The 16573-nt window shown below is 71.7% G+C and carries 14 protein-coding genes; 4 read left to right on the forward strand and 10 right to left on the reverse strand.

From position 1 onward, the window contains the following. Positions 1 to 3: 3 nt before the first annotated feature. Together nicT and HF526_RS36430 are read right to left on the reverse strand one after the other, a co-directional pair. Positions 4 to 1125, reverse strand: coding sequence for a Nickel transporter NicT (gene nicT / locus HF526_RS17795; protein WP_169382593.1), 1122 nt, complete (start codon positions 1123 to 1125; stop codon positions 4 to 6). An 83-nt stretch (positions 1126 to 1208) separates the two neighbouring features. Next, on the reverse strand, positions 1209 to 1343 hold the full coding sequence (locus HF526_RS36430; protein ID WP_275404067.1) for a sortase family protein: 135 nt from the start codon (positions 1341 to 1343) through the stop codon (positions 1209 to 1211). 304 nt (positions 1344 to 1647) lie between these two features. Here HF526_RS36430 and HF526_RS17800 point away from each other — a divergent pair, with 304 nt between their 5' ends. From HF526_RS17800 to HF526_RS17810, 3 genes are all read left to right on the forward strand, one after another. Further along, positions 1648 to 2883, forward strand: a complete 1236-nt coding sequence (locus tag HF526_RS17800; RefSeq protein ID WP_338051553.1) for an SLC13 family permease — start codon at positions 1648 to 1650, stop codon at positions 2881 to 2883. Between the two features lie 5 nt (positions 2884 to 2888). Further along, the gene (locus HF526_RS17805; protein WP_211177405.1) at positions 2889 to 3398 is read left to right on the forward strand and encodes a universal stress protein; all 510 of its coding nucleotides are present in this window, start codon (positions 2889 to 2891) and stop codon (positions 3396 to 3398) included. 127 nt (positions 3399 to 3525) lie between these two features. Beyond that, on the forward strand, positions 3526 to 5037 hold the full coding sequence (locus HF526_RS17810) for an ABC transporter substrate-binding protein (protein WP_338051549.1): 1512 nt from the start codon (positions 3526 to 3528) through the stop codon (positions 5035 to 5037). A 155-nt stretch (positions 5038 to 5192) separates the two neighbouring features. Here HF526_RS17810 and nrfD read toward each other — a convergent pair whose 3' ends face one another. The 3 genes from nrfD to fdh all read right to left on the reverse strand — a co-directional run bounded on the left by nrfD (position 5193) and on the right by fdh (position 10548). Next, positions 5193 to 6134: an NrfD/PsrC family molybdoenzyme membrane anchor subunit gene (gene nrfD, locus HF526_RS17815; protein ID WP_239028820.1), complete on the reverse strand. Its 942-nt coding sequence runs from the start codon at positions 6132 to 6134 to the stop codon at positions 5193 to 5195. Between the two features lie 80 nt (positions 6135 to 6214). Next, complete coding sequence (locus tag HF526_RS17820) at positions 6215 to 7252, reverse strand: 4Fe-4S dicluster domain-containing protein (RefSeq protein ID WP_169382595.1); 1038 nt, start codon at positions 7250 to 7252, stop codon at positions 6215 to 6217. After that, the gene (gene fdh, locus HF526_RS17825; protein WP_211177406.1) at positions 7249 to 10548 is read right to left on the reverse strand and encodes a formate dehydrogenase; all 3300 of its coding nucleotides are present in this window, start codon (positions 10546 to 10548) and stop codon (positions 7249 to 7251) included. The genes HF526_RS17820 and fdh overlap by 4 nt, the downstream gene beginning before the upstream one ends. A 532-nt stretch (positions 10549 to 11080) precedes the next feature. Between fdh and HF526_RS17835 the strand changes: the two genes are divergently transcribed. Then, positions 11081 to 11413, forward strand: coding sequence for a cupin domain-containing protein (locus tag HF526_RS17835; RefSeq protein ID WP_169382597.1), 333 nt, complete (start codon positions 11081 to 11083; stop codon positions 11411 to 11413). A 10-nt stretch (positions 11414 to 11423) separates the two neighbouring features. On the opposite strand, the gene ctaD is transcribed toward HF526_RS17835, so the two are convergent. The 5 genes from ctaD to HF526_RS17860 form a co-directional block, all read right to left on the reverse strand. Further along, positions 11424 to 13190 carry an aa3-type cytochrome oxidase subunit I gene (ctaD, locus tag HF526_RS17840; protein WP_169382598.1) on the reverse strand — a complete coding sequence of 589 codons (1767 nt, stop codon included), beginning with the start codon at positions 13188 to 13190 and terminating at the stop codon, positions 11424 to 11426. Positions 13191 to 13401: 211 nt separating this feature from the next. Further along, positions 13402 to 13770 carry a thioredoxin gene (trxA, locus tag HF526_RS17845; RefSeq protein WP_169382599.1) on the reverse strand — a complete coding sequence of 123 codons (369 nt, stop codon included), beginning with the start codon at positions 13768 to 13770 and terminating at the stop codon, positions 13402 to 13404. Between the two features lies 1 nt (position 13771). Continuing rightward, a complete protein-coding gene (locus HF526_RS17850; protein ID WP_169382600.1) occupies positions 13772 to 14467 on the reverse strand; it encodes an MEDS domain-containing protein in 696 nt (231 codons plus the stop codon). An 87-nt stretch (positions 14468 to 14554) separates the two neighbouring features. After that, positions 14555 to 15622: a DUF6292 family protein gene (locus HF526_RS17855; RefSeq protein ID WP_169382601.1), complete on the reverse strand. Its 1068-nt coding sequence runs from the start codon at positions 15620 to 15622 to the stop codon at positions 14555 to 14557. Positions 15623 to 15770: 148 nt separating this feature from the next. Continuing rightward, on the reverse strand, positions 15771 to 16559 hold the full coding sequence (locus HF526_RS17860) for a PAS domain-containing protein (protein ID WP_169382602.1): 789 nt from the start codon (positions 16557 to 16559) through the stop codon (positions 15771 to 15773). Between the last annotated feature and the right edge of the window lie 14 nt (positions 16560 to 16573).

The following is a 16573-nucleotide window of genomic DNA, read 5'->3' on the forward strand; positions in this document are numbered from 1 at the left end:
CCGCTAGTCCCCGGCCGAGGCCGTCGCCCCGGCCGGGGCCGGGGCGGCGGACCAGCGCTCCTCGATGCGCCCGAAGCGCCACACGGCCAGCGCGGCCAGCCAGGTCGCGACGAACAGTCCGACGATGACGTAGCCGACGTACTCGAGGTTCAGCGACTGCACGAAGCCCAGGAGCCCGCTGTCGACGCCGAGTTGGGCGCCGAGCAACTGCAGCAGTTCGATCATCCCGATGACGAGCGCGACCATCACCGACAGCGCCGTGATCGTCAGGTTGTAGAAGACCTTGCGGACGGGCTTGAGGAACGCCCAGCCGTAGGCCGCGGACATGAACACGCCGTCGGCGGTGTCGAACAGGCTCATCCCGGCCGCGAACAGCACCGGGATCACCAGGATCGCGTACCAGGGAAGGTTGAACGCGGCGGCGCCACCGGCGAGCACGAGCAGCGCCACCTCGCTCGCGGTGTCGAACCCGAGGCCGAACACGAACCCGACCGGGAACATGTGCCACGGCTTGCCGACGACCCGCATCACCCGGTTCAGGATGCGGGCCAGGAACCCGCGGGAGTTGAGGTGGCGCTCCAGTTCGTCGTCGTCGAGGGGCTCGGTGCGCATCCGGGCGAACACCCGGGTGACCCCGATCAGCGCCAGCAGGTTGAGCAGCCCGATCAGGACGAGGAACCCGCCGCCCACGAGGGTGCCGACGAACCCCAGGGTCTGCTTCACCGAGGACGAGTCGCCGCCCAGGTCCCCGACCAGCGTGCGGATGCCCAGGGAGAGCAGCAGGCACAGCAGGAACACGACGCTGGAGTGTCCGAGGGAGAACCAGAACCCGACGCCGCGGGCCCGTTTCCCCTCGCCGACGAGCTTGCGGGTGGTGTTGTCGATCGCGGCGATGTGGTCGGCGTCGAAAGCGTGCCGCATGCCGAGCAGGTAGGCGGTCAGGCCGATGCCGACGCCGAACGTCCCCTGGTCGCCCAGCGAGAAGTGGCCCGGCGCCACCACTCCGACGAGCACCAGCCAGCCGGTCACGGTGAGCAGGAGGACGAAACCGGCCATCCCGGCGATGTGGAACCAGTCCGTCCGGTCGAAGCGGATCCGACGTGGGGAGCCGACGGCATCGAGCATGCCCTGATGATTGCTCAGGTATTCAGGTCAGCGAAAGGGCACACGTAGATCACCCCGAATAGTCCGGTTCCTGCCCGCTCGGTTCATGCCCTCTCGGCCGACGGCGGGGCCGGGACGGCGTAGGCGACGATGTTGTCCGCATACTCCCGGGTCAGGTGGCCGAAGGGCCCGCCACAGGTGATGAGGACGAGCCGCGGGCTCCGGTCGGTGTCGAACACCTCGGCCGGTAGCTCGGCCTTCGGGTAGCTGCGCAGCGCCTGGGCGGGCTCGCTGCCGTCGGCGCCGCTGCCGGTTCCCGGGGACCTGCGCGGGTGGCGCTGCCGACGTCATCTCCTGATCCGCCGCGCCGGCTCGTGCCGGCACACCGGCCTGCGGAAACCCGCCCGGCGTCGGGGCCCGTCGTGCCGCCCGTCCTCATCGGGTGCACCCTCGTCGGAGTGGCCGGACGCCGGCGCATCCTGGGGCGGACGGCCGTTCGTCACCGCGTGGTGGGAGCTTGTCCTGAGTAGCGTCGTCGCCGAGATCGTGTCCGTCGGGCTGCTGCTGGTGGTCCTGGCGTTCGCCGTCGCGCGGCCGCGGGGCTGGCCCGAGGCGGTGGCAGCGGTGCCCGCGGCGGTGCTGCTCGTGGCGTTCGGTGCGGTCTCGCCGTCGGATGCCTGGGCACAGACCTCGCGCCTGCTGCCGGTGGTGGGGTTCCTGGCCGTCTTGCTGGTGCTGGCCCGGTTGTGCGACGACGAGGGGCTGTTCACCGCCGCCGGGGACGCCGTGGCGCGGGCCGGCCGGGGACGGCCGGTGCGGCTGCTGGCCGGGGTGTTCGTCGTGGCCTCGCTGATCACCGCCGTGCTCAGTCTGGACGCCACGGTGGTGCTGCTGACCCCGGTCGTGTTCGCCACCGCCGTCCGGGTCGGCGTGCGCGCCAAGCCGTACGTGTACGCCTGCACCCACCTGGCCAACTCGGCGTCACTGCTGCTGCCGGTGTCCAATCTGACCAATCTGCTCGCCTTCACCGCCGCCGGGGTGTCCTTCGCCCGGTTCGCCGCGCTGATGGCGCTGCCCTGGCTGGTCGCCATCGCGATCGAGTACGCGGCGTTCCGCTGGTTCTTCGCCGCCGACCTGGCCGCCGGCGCCCAGGCGACCGAGTTGTCCGGGCGGCCCGCGGTGCCTGCGTTCACCCTCGTCGTGCTGGCGTTCACCCTCGCCGGGTTCGTCGTGACCTCGTTCGCCGGGGCCAGCCCTGCCTGGGCCGCGCTGGGCGGCGCGCTGGTGCTCGCGGCCCGCGCGCTGTCGCAGAAGCGCACCACCGTGCGCGAACTCGCCGGCGCCGCCGGCCCGCTGTTCTGCCTGTTCGTGCTCGCGCTGGGGGTGGTGGTCAAGGCGGTGGTGGACAACGGGCTCGGTGCCGTCCTGGGGCATCTGCTGCCCCAGGGCGCCGGCCTGCCCGCGCTGCTGTCGGTGGCCGCGGTCGCGGCGCTGCTGGCCAACCTGATCAACAATCTCCCCGCCGTGCTGGCGCTGCTGCCCCTCGTCGCCGCCGGCGGGCCCGGACCGGTGCTCGCGGTCCTGATCGGGGTCAACCTGGGCCCGAACCTGACCTACGTCGGGTCGCTGGCCACGCTGCTGTGGCGGCGCATCCTGCGCGAACACGACACCGACCCGGCGCTGGGCGAGTTCACCCGGCTCGGGCTGCTCACCGTGCCCAGCACGCTCATCGCCGCCACCGTGGCCCTGTGGGCGATGCTCGCCGCAACCGGAGGCTGACCGTCGTGACCGCGACCGTGATCGTCTGGGTGACCGAGAGCACGTGGCCCGCCTGCGTCGACGCCGCCGCCACCTGGGCCCCCGCCGACGCGCAGGTCGTCCTGCTCCACGTCACCGGCGACGAGGCCGCCGAGGTCGTCCACGGCGCGTTCGCCGGTCTGCTCGGCCGTGGCCTCCGTGCACGCGACGACCCCAGCAGGGATCTGGAAGCGCTGTCGGCGGCGGCCGCCGCCGAACTGCTCGACGCCGCAGCCCACCGGCTCGCCCGCGCCAGCACCCGCCTGCACCGCCACGGCCGCGTCGAACACCAGGTCGTGCAGGCGGCTCACGGCGCCGACCTGCTCATCTGCGCCCGCGACGGCCACGGCGGCCGGCTCGGCCCGCGCAGCCTCGCGCCCCCGACCCGCTTCGTCGTCGACCACGCACCCTGTCCCGTCCTGCTCGTCTGGCCCGGACCCGCCCCGGGGATCGATTCACTTCCACCACCCCCGCCTCCGCATCGGCCGGGACCCTGATCTCCCGTGGTGGTCACAACGGGCGGCCGCGGATGCCGATACCTGCATGATTGATCAGATGTTCTTGCGTTCGGAGGTGGATCGGACATAACGTCCCTGCCGGCCCGACCAAACCGAAGGAGTCGCCGTGACCGGGAGACTCAGCCGCCGCACCCTGCTCTCCGCCGCGGTCGCGACCGCAGCGGCCGCACCGCTGGCCGGGTGCGCGGGCGGCGGGGGCACCGGTGGCCGGTTGCGCGCCGCCTTCTCCACCGCCGGGGCCCGGGAATCGCTCGACCCGCACACCGCCAACCTCTTCGTCGACCAGGCCCGCGCCAAGGCGCTGTTCGACACCCTGACCGGTTACGCCGACGACATGAGCGTCGTCCCCCGGCTCGCCGAGTCCTGGGAGTCCGATGCCACCGGGACCCGCTGGCGGATCCGGTTGCGCGCCGCCCGATGGCACGACGGCACACCGCTGACCGCCGAGGACGTGCTCTACAGCTACCGGCGGATCGTCGCGCAGAAACTCATCGCGGCCCCGCTGTTCGCCGGGCTGGACCCGGCGCACAGCGGGGCGCTGGGGGAGCGCGAGCTGGAACTGGTGCTGGCTGCGCCCAACTTCGAGTTCCCGACCGCGTGGGGCGCCCCCGCGACCGAGATCGTCCGGGCCGGGACGACCGGCTTCGCCGCGCCGGTGGGCACCGGGCCGTTCCGGTTCGCGTCGTTCACCCCGGGCGGGCCCGCCGTGTTCGCCCGGTTCGACGGCCACTGGAACGGCGCCCCGCAGCTCGACGAGCTCGAGTTCGTCCCGATCACCGAGGAGAGCGCCCGGCTCGGCGCGCTGCTGTCCGGGCAGGTCCACTACGCCCACGACCTCAGCGCGGTGAGCGCGCGGCAGGTCGAGGGCAGCGACCGGACCCGGCTGCTGGTGGCGCCGCGCTCCGGGATGCAGGCCGTCGCGCTCAAGCGGGACCGACCGCCGTTCGACGACCCTCGGCTGGTGCGGGCGGTGCTCGCCGGCGTGGACCGGGAGGCGCTGGTACGGGTGGCGCTGAACGGCCGCGGCGAGGTGGGCAACGACCTGTTCGGCAAGGGCCTGCAGCACTACGCGGCGGCCATCCCGCAGCGCACCCGCGACGTCGACGCCGCCCGCGCGCTGGTCCGTGAGGCGGGCGCCCAGGGGCTCCGCTTCGAGCTCGACACCAGCGCGGCCGACCCCGCGTTCGACCCGGCGACCGCGCTGCTCGCCGAGCAGCTGGCCGAGGTGGGGCTGACCGTGGTGCCGCGGGTCGGGCCCGCGGAGACGCACTTCGCGGACGTGCTGGCCGGCGGTGTCGCCGGGCACGTGCGCTCCGGCGCGTTGCCGCTGACCACCTACCTGAGTACCCGGGTCGTCGGCGGCCGCAGCGGCAACTACACGCGCTACCGCTCCCGGTACGCCGACGACCTGTTCGCCGCGGCGCTGCGCAGCCCGGACCCGGCGGGCCGGGCCGCACGCCTCGTCGAGCTGCAAGAACTCACCCGGGACGTGTCCGGCACGCTGGTGTGGGGCTTCAGCGACCGGCTGGTGGGTGTCGCGGCGACGGTGTCCGGGATCGTGTCCGCGGTGCCCAACGCGGTCGGCTGGGCGCGCTTCGACACCGCAGTGCTCAGGTGACCGCAGGCAGGAGGGGCCGCCCGCCCCTTCCTCGGGCGGCCCCTCCGGTGGTCGGCGTGGGATCACCGCCGCGCCGCGCCGCGCAGGTGCTGCGTAGCGGGATCAGTTCACGCGGGCGACGGCGCGCAGCTCAAGGGTTGCAGCACGTTGCATCGTCAGGACGACGACACGCTCCGCTGTTCGGCCAGACGCGCCCGCTGCGGCACGACGACGTAGCGCGGGTCCCTGGTGGACTCCACCCCCGCCTCGTAGACGCCGAACCGTTGCAGCACGCTGCCCGCCATCAGGGCCGCCCCTGAGGCCACGGCGACGGTCCGGCTCCGGTGCCCGGCGAGCAGGGTGCCCACCAGCCCGGCCGCGGTCAGCCCCGCCGACCACCCGCGCAGCCGGTGCGCCCGGCCCGTCGTGTACGCCTCGCGCACGACCGGGCTCAGCCGCTGCTCCAGCACCGTCGACGCCGCCAGCTCACCCAGCGCGCCGGCGGCGGCGAACCAGCGCGCCGGGGCCGCCTCGGCCACCGGGGCGCACACCATGCCGAGCCCTCCGGAACTCGCCGCGGCGGAGCCGGTGAACACGAACGGCAGCTCGCGCTGTGCCTCGTGCCAGGCCGGCGCCGCGGTGTGCGAGAGCAGAACGGCGGTGTAGGAGCAGACGCCCGGGGCGGCGGCGGCCGAGGACAGCCCCGCGGGCCGGGCCAGGGCGCGCAGCAACCGGCCGAGCAGCGTCGCCCGGCGGCGCGCCGGCAGCAGCTCGGCGATCGCCGCCGCCGCGGCGCCCGGGCCGAAGGCGGTCAGGATCCAGGTGCCGACGCTCATCGGGGAGGTCGGCTTGGCCACCCGCAGCATGTAGTGGAACCGCTCGGGCCGCCCGAGGTCGGCGATCAGGAACACCACGCTCGCGAGCAGCGCGCCCAGCGCCCCGAGGCGGGTGCCACGGCGCAGCGCGGGCCTGCCGGTGAGGTCCGCGCCGGCGGCGAGCACCGCGGACCCGGCGGCGAGCCCGCCGGTGAAGAAGTACGCCGGGATCATCCACTCCCACACCGGGGTCTTGAGCACCGGCCGTCCGTAGTAGGAGCGGAAGTCCGCGCGCGGCACCATCGACAGCTCGCGGTGGCCGTCGCGGCGCTGGCCGTCGCGGCCCTGCACCACCAGCCCCGCCGGATCGGTCCCGGGCCCGCTCATCGCCGGCTCCCCAGGAACGCGCCGACCGCGGCGGTGAGGAAGGCGGCGGCCGCGAGCCCGGCGCTGCGCCACATCGCGACGGCGTCGCGGGTGGGGACCACCGGGTCCGGCGGCAGGCCGTAGACCTCGGGGTCGTCGAGCAGGAGGAACATCGCGCCGGTGCCACCGACGCCGTCGTAGCGGCTGGCGCCGTAGAGCCGTGCCTCCTCGACGCCCTCCTCGCGCAGCTGCTCGACGCGCACCGATGCGCGCTCGCGCAGCTCGTCGAGCACCCCGAACTGGATGGACTGGGTGGGGCAGGCCTTCGCGCAGGCGGGTTCGAGCCCGTCCTTGAGCCGGTCGTAGCACAGCGTGCACTTGTGTGCCTTGCCGTCCAGCGGGCTGCGGTCGATCACGCCGTACGGGCAGCCCGACACGCAGTAGCCGCAGCCGTTGCAGATGTCCTGCTGGACGACGACGGTGCCGAACTCGGTGCGGAACAGCGCGCCGGTGGGACACACGTCCAGGCAGCCGGCGTGCGTGCAGTGCTTGCACACGTCCGACTCCATCAGCCAGCGGAAGTCGGTGCGGCTCTCGGCGCCGTGACCGTCCCCGGGCGGGGAGAACCCGGGCATGCCGAGGTCCTGCGGACCCTGCGGCACCTGCAGCGGAGTGGTCCCCAGCTCCGCGCCGCCGCGTTCGGCGTGCCGCAGCCGCTCGGCCACCACTTCGGCCGTGGCCGCCGCCGACGACGGGCCGGTCGGCAGCCCGGCCAGCCCGGTGCGCTGGCCGCTCAGCGGGACGGGCTGTTCGACGAACGCCACGTGCCGCCAGGTGTTCGCCCCGAGCATCCCGGAGTTGTCGTAGGACATCCCGAGCAGGTCGAGACCGTCCTCGGGGACGAGGTTCCACTCCTTGCAGGCCACCTCGCAGGCCTTGCAGCCGATGCAGACCGACGTGTCGGTGAAGAACCCCATCCGGGGCGGGTGCTGCAGGTGCCCGGCGTCGGCCGCGACGTCGTCGAGCGGGCCGGACAGGCTGTTCGTGCGCGTCACGGTCGTACCCCCTGTTCGATGTGAGTGACGCCGGACGTGGTGCCGACGCGGGTGCCCGTCCGGGGGGAGATGCCGGCCCGTTCCTGATAGGCGGCGACGTAGGACAGCAGCGCGGGGCCGCGCGGGCGGCGGCCGGGCTGGATGTCACAGGTGCTGACCTTGCTCTCCTGGATGAACACGTTCGGGTCGAGAGTCATCCCCAGCAGGTCGTTGAAGACGTCGCCGCGGACCAACCCGGTGGGCCCGAAGTGCCAGGGCATCCAGATCTGGTGCACGACGCGGCCGTCCACCCGCAGCGGCGCCAGCCGGTCGGTGATCATGACCCGGGCCTCCACCGCGGTCCGGCTCGTGACGATGTGCGCCCAGCCCAGGTGCGTCAGCCCGCGCTCGGCGGCGAGCTCGGGAGAGACCTCGACGGTGAGCTCCGGCTGCAGCTCCGACAGGTAGGGCAGCGTCCGGCTCATGCCGCCGGCGGTGTGGTGTTCGGTGAACCGCGACGCCGTGAGCACGTACGGGAAGACGTCGCTGTGCGGTTCCGGCGGGGACGGGTTGGACGGGTTGTCGGGCCGGCCGTAGACGATCCGCGTCGGGTTGCCCTGCTGCGGATAGAGCGGGTTGCGGATCGGCGACTCATGCGGCTCGTAGTGCGTCGGCAACGGGCCGTCGACCAGGCCGCGGGGCGCGAACAGCCAGCCCTTGCCGTCGGCCTGCATGATGAATGCGTCGTCGCCGTGCAGGGCTCGGGGCCCGAACGCGCCCGGCGGCGGCCGGTACCCCGGCGGTTTGGTGACCTCGAAGTCGGGCACGTCGTAGCCGGTCCACTCGCCCCGATCCTCGTCCCACCAGATGAGCTTCTTGCGATCGCTCCAGGGCCGGCCCTGCGGATCGGCCGAAGCCCGGTTGTAGAGGATGCGCCGGTTCATCGGCCAGGCCCAGCCCCACTCCGGCGCGTAGAACTGCTGCTCCTGGCGTGGTTTGCGGCGGGCCGCCTGGTTGACGTCGTCGGCGTAGACCCCGCTGTAGATCCAACATCCGGCCGAGGTGCTGCCGTCGGCCTTGAGCCCGAGATAGTCGTCGAGCGGCCGGCCGGTGGTGAGGTCCTGACCGCTGATCCGGCGCAGCACGTCGGCTGCGGACGGTTCGGGCCACTCGCCGTCGCCGGTCACCTCATAGTCCCAGGCGAGGTCGAGCAGTGCCTGGTCGCGCGGGTCGGACGAACCGGCCACCCGCTCCTTGAGCAGCCGGCCCAGGTGGTACATGAACCACAGGTCGGAGCGCTGGTCACCGATCGGTTCCACCGCTTTGTCGCGCCACTGCAGCAGCCGCTGGGTGTTGGTGAACGTGCCTTCCTTCTCGGTGTGTGCGGCGGCCGGGAAGAAGAAGACCTCGGTCCGGCACAGCTGCGTGACGATCTCGCCGGACTCCACCTCCGGCGCGTCCTTCCAGAACGTCGCGCTCTCGATCATGGTGAGGTCACGGACGACCAGCCAGTCCAGGTTCGCCATCGCCAGCCGCTGCAGCCGGCCGTGCGCCGAACCGACCGCCGGGTTCTGACCGAGCAGGAAGTAGCCGAAGACCTTCCCGTCGACCATGTCCAGGGCGGTGCGGTAGGTCCCGTGGTCGCCGTTGATCCGCGGCAGGTGGTCGAAGCAGAAGCCGTTCTCCGGCGTCGCGGCGTCGCCGAAGTACTCCTTGAGCAGCGACACCGTGTAGGCGTCGGCGTTGCACCAGAATCCCTTCTGCCGCTCCCCGCACAGATCCCGCAGGTAGGTCACCAGGTCGGGATGCGCTCCGGCGGCCGGCATCGGCAGGTAACCCGGTAGCAGGTTGAACAGGGTCGGGATGTCCGTCGAGCCCTGGATGCTGGCGTGCCCGCGCAGGGCCAGGATGCCCCCGCCGGGGCGACCGATGTTGCCCAGGAGCAGTTGGATGATCGACCCGGCCCGGATGTACTGGACGCCGACGCTGTGCTGGGTCCAGCCCAGGCTGTAGACCAGCATCGCCGTGCGCTCTCGCCCGGAGTTCGCGGTCCACGCCCGGCAGACGTCCAGGAACTGCTCGCGCGGGGTGCCGCAGATCTGCTCGACCATCTCCGGGGTGTAGCGGGCGAAATGCCGCTTGAGGATCTGGTAGACGCAGCGCGGGTGCTGCAGGGTCGGGTCCGAGGCGATGTCTCCGGCCCCGCCTCTGAGCGTGGGGCCACCCGAGCCGAGCCGGTCGGCCGTCGCATGCTGCTTGGCCCGGATCTGCTCGTCCCGGTCGGGCTGGGCGGTGGGGTCGGCACCCTCGTAGTGCCAGGTCGTCGGGTCGTAGGTCGCGGTCTCCGGGTCGTAGCCGCTGAACAGCCCGCCGAGGTCCTCGGTGTCCTGGAAGTCCTCGCGGATCAGGAACGGGGCGTTCGTGTAGGCGAGGACGTACTCCCGGAAGTCGAGCTCGTTGGTCAGAATGTAGTTGATCACCCCGCCGAGGAACGCGATGTCGGTGCCGGCGCGCAGCGGCACGTGCGCGGTCGCGACCGCGCTGGTACGGGTGAACCGGGGGTCGACGTGGAAGACCGGGGTGCCCCGCGTCCGGGCCTCCATCGCCCACTGGAAGCCGACCGGATGGGCCTCGGCCATGTTCGAGCCCATGATCACGATGCAGTCGGAGTTGATCAGGTCCTGCTGGTAGTCGGTGGCGCCGCCGCGACCGAAGGAGGCTCCCAGACCGGGAACCGTGGCGGAGTGTCAGATACGGGCCTGGTTCTCGATCTGCAGCGCTCCCAGCGCCGTGAACAACTTCTTGATCAGGTAGTTCTCCTCGTTGTCCAGGGTGGCGCCGCCGAGGCTGGCGATGCCCATGGTCCGGTGCAGCCGCAGGCCCTGCTCGTCGGTCTCCTGCCAGCCCTTGTTCCGCGCGTCGAGGACCCGGTCGGCCACCATCCTCACGGCGGCGGTCAGGTCGAGCTCGCTCCACTCGCTGGCGTAGGGCGCCCGGTGGAGCACCTTCTGCGCCCGCTGCGGGCCGGTGACCAACTGCTTGCTCGCCGATCCCTTGGGGCACAGGTGACCACGGGAGATGGGGGAGTCCGGGTGGCCTTCGATCTGGATGACCTCCCCGTCGGAGACGAACACCTGCTGAGCGCAGCCGACGGCGCAGTACGGGCACACGGAGCTCGCCTGCTGGTCGGCCTCGGCGATCCGCGCCCGCACGGTCGCCGACCGGGGCGATTCGGCCGCCGTGCCACGGCCCAGCGGGTCGGGACCGGTGAGCTGGCGGCAGACGGGCCAGGACTCGATCCACTCGCGCACGCCCATGGGCATCTCCGTCCGGGAGGGGGTCACGACCGGCGCGCAGCACCGCACGCGGCTACCCGAAGTACCCCGGCGGCAGGCCGGGAAACGGCGGCGTGCCCGCTGCGTGCTGCATGTCCCGGGCCGCAACCCGCGGGCTGGACGATCTCACGCACAAGCTCGGTCCGTCCGCTTTCGTACGGGGGCACCGCAGCTACCTGACCAACCTAGCCGGGATGCGGGAGCGGGACCACCGGCCCGCGGGGGTCAGCCGGGCGATCCGGCGCGGCTGCGCCGCCACAACCACCGGGTGGGCAGGGCGACGAGAACGAGCGCCGGCGCAGTCCCTCGACGAGCTCTCGACCAGCACCAGCGCCCCTACGGCGATGTAGCCGTAGGAGTCCAGCAGCGGGGCCGGCTCGCCGACGATGCCGGGCAGCTGCGCGGGTGCAGCCGCGGAACCGGTCGGCCGGATGAGAGCGAGCACGGGGGAGGGGGTGCCGGTTCCGAGTGCATGGTTCAGCCGTCGACGGTCCACCGGTGCCACACTCTCGCCATGCGAAAGCTCTCGCTGGATGCGCTGGCCCGCGAGCAGGCCGCCAAGGCCGCGGCGGCGTCGAGCGGCCGCAGCGCCCACACCGTGTTCGGCGGGCACGAGCAGGTGCTGCGGCAGACGCTCATCGCCCTCACCGCCGACACCTCGCCGCACGAGCACGAGAGTCCCGGCGAGGCCACCGTGCACGTGCTGCGTGGGCGGGTCCGCCTGGTGTCGGGCGACGAGGCGTGGGAGGGCCGGCAGGGCGATCTGTTGATCATCCCGCCGGCCCGGCACTCGCTGCAGGCGATGGAGGACGCCGTCGTGCTGCTGACCGTGGCGAAGAACGGGTGACCGGGCGCGCCTAACGCGACCGCGGGTCGTCGTCGGGCATCTGCGCGCGGCCCACGGCGTGGGCGGCCCGCTCGGACGGCGCCGCGGAGCCGTGCCGGCGGGTGCCGGCGTGGGCCTCGGCGCGAGCCCGCTCGACCAGGTGCGGGTAGTGCAGGTCGAACGCCGGGCGCTCGGACCGGATCCGGGGCAGCTCGGTGAAGTTGTGCCGCGGCGGCGGGCAGGACGTGGCCCACTCCAGCGAGTTCCCGTGCCCCCACGGGTCGTCCACCGTCACGACGCGACCGTAGCGGTAGCTCGTGAACACGTTCCAGATGAACGGCAGCGTCGAGGCGCCGAGGATGAACGCGCCGATCGAGGAGATCGTGTTCAGCGTGGTGAAGCCGTCGGTGGGCAGGTAGTCCACGTACCGGCGGGGCATGCCCTCGGCGCCCAGCCAGTGCTGCACCAGGAACGTCAGGTGGAAGCCGATGAACGTGGTCCAGAAGTGGATCTTTCCGAGGGTCTCGTCCATCATCCGGCCGGTCATCTTCGGGAACCAGAAGTAGATGCCGGCGTAGGTGGCGAACACGATCGTGCCGAACAGCACGTAGTGGAAGTGCGCGACCACGAAGTAGGAGTCGGAGACGTGGAAGTCCAGCGGCGGCGAGGCCAGCAGGATGCCGGTCAGACCACCGAGCAGGAACGTGACCAGGAAGCCCACCGAGAACAGCATCGGTGTCTCGAAGGTGAGCTTGCCGCGCCACATGGTGCCGATCCAGTTGACGAACTTGATGCCCGTCGGAATGGCGATCAGGAAGGTGGTGAGGGAGAAGAAGGCCAGCAGCACCGCGCCGGTGGCGAACATGTGGTGGGCCCAGACCGCGGCCGACAGCGCGGCGATGGAGATCGTCGCGAACACCATGCCCTTGTAGCCGAACAGCGGCTTGCGGGAGAACACCGGGAAGACCTCGGTGACGATGCCGAAGAAGGGCAGCGCGACGATGTAGACCTCGGGGTGGCCGAAGAACCAGAACAGGTGCTGCCACAGGATCGCGCCGCCGTTGGCCGGGTCGAAGGCGTGCGCGCCGAGGTGCCGGTCGGCCAGCAGCCCGAACAGACCCGCCGTCAGCACCGGGAACGCGATCAGGATCAGGATCGCGGTCACGAAGATGTTCCACGTGAAGATCGGCATTCGGAACATCGTCATGCCGGGCGCGCGCAGACAGACGATCGTGGTGATGAAGTTGACCCCGCCCAGGATCGTGCCCAGACCGGCGACGATGAGCCCGGCGATCCAGAGGTCCGAGCCGGGCCCGGGGGAGAAGCGAACGTCGGACAGCGGGGTGTAGGCGAACCAGCCGAAGTCGGCCGCGCCCCCCGGGGTGAGGAACCCGCTGAGCACGATGAGGCCGCCGAACAGGAACAGCCAGTAGGAGAAGGCGTTCAGCCGCGGGAACGCGACGTCGGGGGCACCGATCTGCAGCGGCACGATGTAGTTCGCGAAGCCGAACAGGATCGGCGTCGCGTACAGCAGCAGCATGATCGTGCCGTGCATGGTGAACAGCTGGTTGTACTGCTCGTTGGACAGGAACTGCTGCCCCGGACGCGCCAGTTCGGCGCGCATCAGCAGCGCCATCAGGCCGCCGGCCATGAAGAATCCGAACGACGTGACCAGGTACAGGATCGCGATGTCCTTCGGGTCCGTGGTTCGCAGCATGCGGGTGAATCGGCTTCCCGGTGCGTTCGGGCGGGCCGGGTAGGGGCGCGCCGTAATCGGGGCCGGCCGCACAGTCGTCATGGCTACTCCTCAGCCGACGAACAGCAGTGCCAGGAGGCTGCCCCTTTTTCCCGGGGCTTTCAACTCCTGGCCGGTGACGGCGCCCCGATTGTCGCTTCGTCGATTGTCACGTCGTCGTCGGCCGCCGGACATCACCCGGCACGGCAGAGGCCCCGGAGTCGCATTCTGCAACTCCGGGGCCTCCCGCAGCCGCCGCGCCGGGCGGCGCCGTTCACGACTGCTGCTGCTGCTTCTCGACGGCCTTGCGCACCTCGTCCATGTCCACCGCGCGCACCTTGCTGATGAGGTCCTCGAGAGCCTTCTCCGGCAGCGCACCCGCCTCGGCGTAGAGGACGACGCCGTCGCGGACCGCCATCAGGGTCGGAATCGACGAGATGCCGAAGGCCTGCGCCAACGCGGTCTGCGCCTCGGTGTCCACCTTGCCGAACGTGATGTCGTCGTGCCGGTCCGACGCGCCCTCGAACACGGGGGCGAAGTTGCGGCAGGGCCCGCACCACGACGCCCAGAAGTCGACCAGCACGGTCCCGGGCGCTCCGACGATCTCGTCGAAGTTCTCGGTGGTCAGCTCGACACTCGCCATCTCATGCCCTTCGTCGGAAATCCTTGCCGATATCCGCAACAGCCGCGGTCGCCGTCGTGTTCCCCCGGTCGACGGCGACGGGATCGACCGGGTCGACGTGATACGGGTTGTCCACCACGACGCCGCTGAGCCACACCGTGGGCTGGCTCCTGACCAGGGGCAGCAGCGTGCCGACGCCGAACTCGTCGAGGTGGTAGACGCTCAGGCTGACCAGCGGATGCAACCTCACCCACGTGGTGAAGCGCGTTTCGTAGCTCACCAGGTGGCGGACGAACGAGGGCTCGATCGGGGGGTGCGCCGCACTCATGTCGACGGCGATCCGCGCGGTCCGGTTCGTGCGACCGGCGATCCCGCCGACCCAGGCGTCCCAGAACTCGAAGCTCGCGTCGAGGTCGAACGTCCCGGTCCGGGCGAAGACCGATTCGAGGTCGACGATCTCCAGCGGGTCCCGGTGGACGGCCGCGCCGACGGCGTCCAGCATGGCGAGGACGGCGCTTCGCCGAGCGGGCGCGGCGACGTACAGGCAGGGCTGACCGGCACCGAGGCCGTCGCGCAGGTAGAGGGCGATCAGATCGTCGGCCTCTCCGGGGCGTGCTACGAAGGCGCAGATGTGATCGTGGGGGTACATCGCCAGTCCCGGGATGCCGGCCGCAGGGCACACCGGTCCGGACGGGCTGGAGGTTTCCGCTGGGGGCATCGCCGTCTCCTCGGGCCTCGGAGCCCCAGGCCGCGAGACGGGGCGGATGGGCGCCACGGCCGCATCTGGGTCGGGTTCGGGTGCCCCTCAGCGCGGCGGGTAACCCACGTGCTGCAGATACAGCGGTTCGGGTCGCGCCGTGGCGGTCTCCAGCAGGGCGACGAGCGCGTGCAGGTCCTCGTCGGGCGAGCGGAACTGGGTGGACTCGGGGACCCCGACGTCGGCACCGCGCAACAGTGCGTCGGTGAACGCCGAAACATGGTGCGGGGAGGGCGCGAGCTGCTCGCCCAGGAACCGCCAGGTCTTCCGCGGCCGTTCCCGGTGCGGGCGCAGGGCGACCTCCCAGCCCCCGATCTCGTCCCAGCGCAGTTCGACGACCTCGTCCGTGTCACCCGCGCCCACCCGGTTGCGGCCGAGACCCAGGCGTCCCCCGAAGAGGCCCTCGGACGCGGTGATCGTCTCGACCCCGGACACCGCCACGTCGCGGCGGTTCAATGCGCCGGCCACGGCCTCGAGGTACTGCAGGACCGCGATGTGGACGTGGTTCGACAGCAGGGCCGCGGACTCCGCGGTGGCGGGCGGTTGCGCGCGGGTGAGCCCGCTCAACCGGACCGGCCCGGTGGGCGCGGTGTGGTCCGGCCCCGCCAGGGCGAGCTCGAGGTCGGGGTAGAGGTCCAGGGCGTCGGCGAGGCCCAGCACCGTGAGTGCCTGCCCCACCGGCCGGCGATGGCACACCACACGCAACCATGCGTCGCCTGCGAGGGCGCGGATCCGCATGAGGCAGCGCAGACCGCTGCCCCCGAAGTAGTCGACGTCGCGCAGGTCCACCACGACGACCTGCGTCGGTGTGGACACCTGCTCCTCGACCGCGACCTCCAGCAGCGGCGCGGTGTGCGAGTCGAGGGTGCCGGCGGCCCGCAGGACCGCGACGGTGCCCGTCGGCCGGTGGACGGTGACGTCGAACCATCTGCTCGGGCGGCCGGCGGCCGACGGCGGGGCACCGCCGTATCCCTCCGTGCCGCGCCGGGTCTCACGCGGAGAGCCGAGAATCAGTTCGGGGAAGCCGTGGAGCAGGCCGGGGAGGCGTCGGGCCAGGGTCCGGGCCCTGCGGAGTGGGGGGTGGGTCGAGCAGGGCAGGGAGCGGTCGTGCAACATCTCAAGGGCGGCTCTCTTGTCGGGGTCCTGACATGCCGCGGTGCGCGGCACGGCGAGTCTGAGAACCTCTGAGTGGCGAGGACACGGGCCTGGCAGGGCAAACCACCCCGGCCGGGTGGCCCTACCGGGGCAACCGGATGTGGGGTTCCTAGAGCATCCCGCGCTCCCGGCGCTCGGTGATGTCGACCGCGATGCCGACCATGCGCCGGGAGCCGGTGGCCTCGCCGGGGAGCAGCCGCCCGGTGGAGCGCACCCAGCGAACCCGTCCATCGGGACGCACGACCCGGAAATCGTCGGAGAATTCCTGGCCGGGTGCCAGGTTTCGCTGAATATCCGCGCCGACGGTGGCCCGGTCCTCGGGATGAATGAACGCGAGGAAATCCGGATATGCCACCGGCGTATCGGGTGGTAGGCCAAACATCCGGTAGACCTCTTCGGACCAGGTGAGCGAATTTGTGGTGATGTTCCAGTCCCAGGTCCCGACGAGTTCCGGTGCCCCCGGGTCCGGTCTGCTGCCGTCGTCGATCGTGTTTCCGACCCAGTAGTGGATCTCTCGGCTGGAGACGGAGCGAAAGCTCCAGCGGCTCCACCGGTAACTGCCGTCCCGGCACAATATCCGTATCACCTGATCGGAACTCACGACGGAGTCGTCACGGCGGTTCCGTTCGGTGGTCTCGACCACGCGGTGCTGATCGTCGGGATGGAGGAACACCCAGGAGGGCACCGAGCGAAGTTCGTTCTCGGACCAGCCGAGTGCGTCGCGCAAGGCGGGATTGACCAGTTGGAAGTATCCGTCGTAGTCCACCACGGCCAGCATGGCCGGGGCGCGCTCCCAGAACAACGTCAGGTCGGCCGCCACCGGGCCGCCGGGCGGCGGCCCGGTGCTGCCGGCCCGTCCCGGGCCGGATGCCTCTGACTCGTTGGCGGGGTACGTCATGACTGCGTCCTCAG

It is taken from the genome of Pseudonocardia acidicola (assembly GCF_012911935.1).
Lineage (GTDB): Bacteria > Actinomycetota > Actinomycetes > Mycobacteriales > Pseudonocardiaceae > Pseudonocardia > Pseudonocardia acidicola.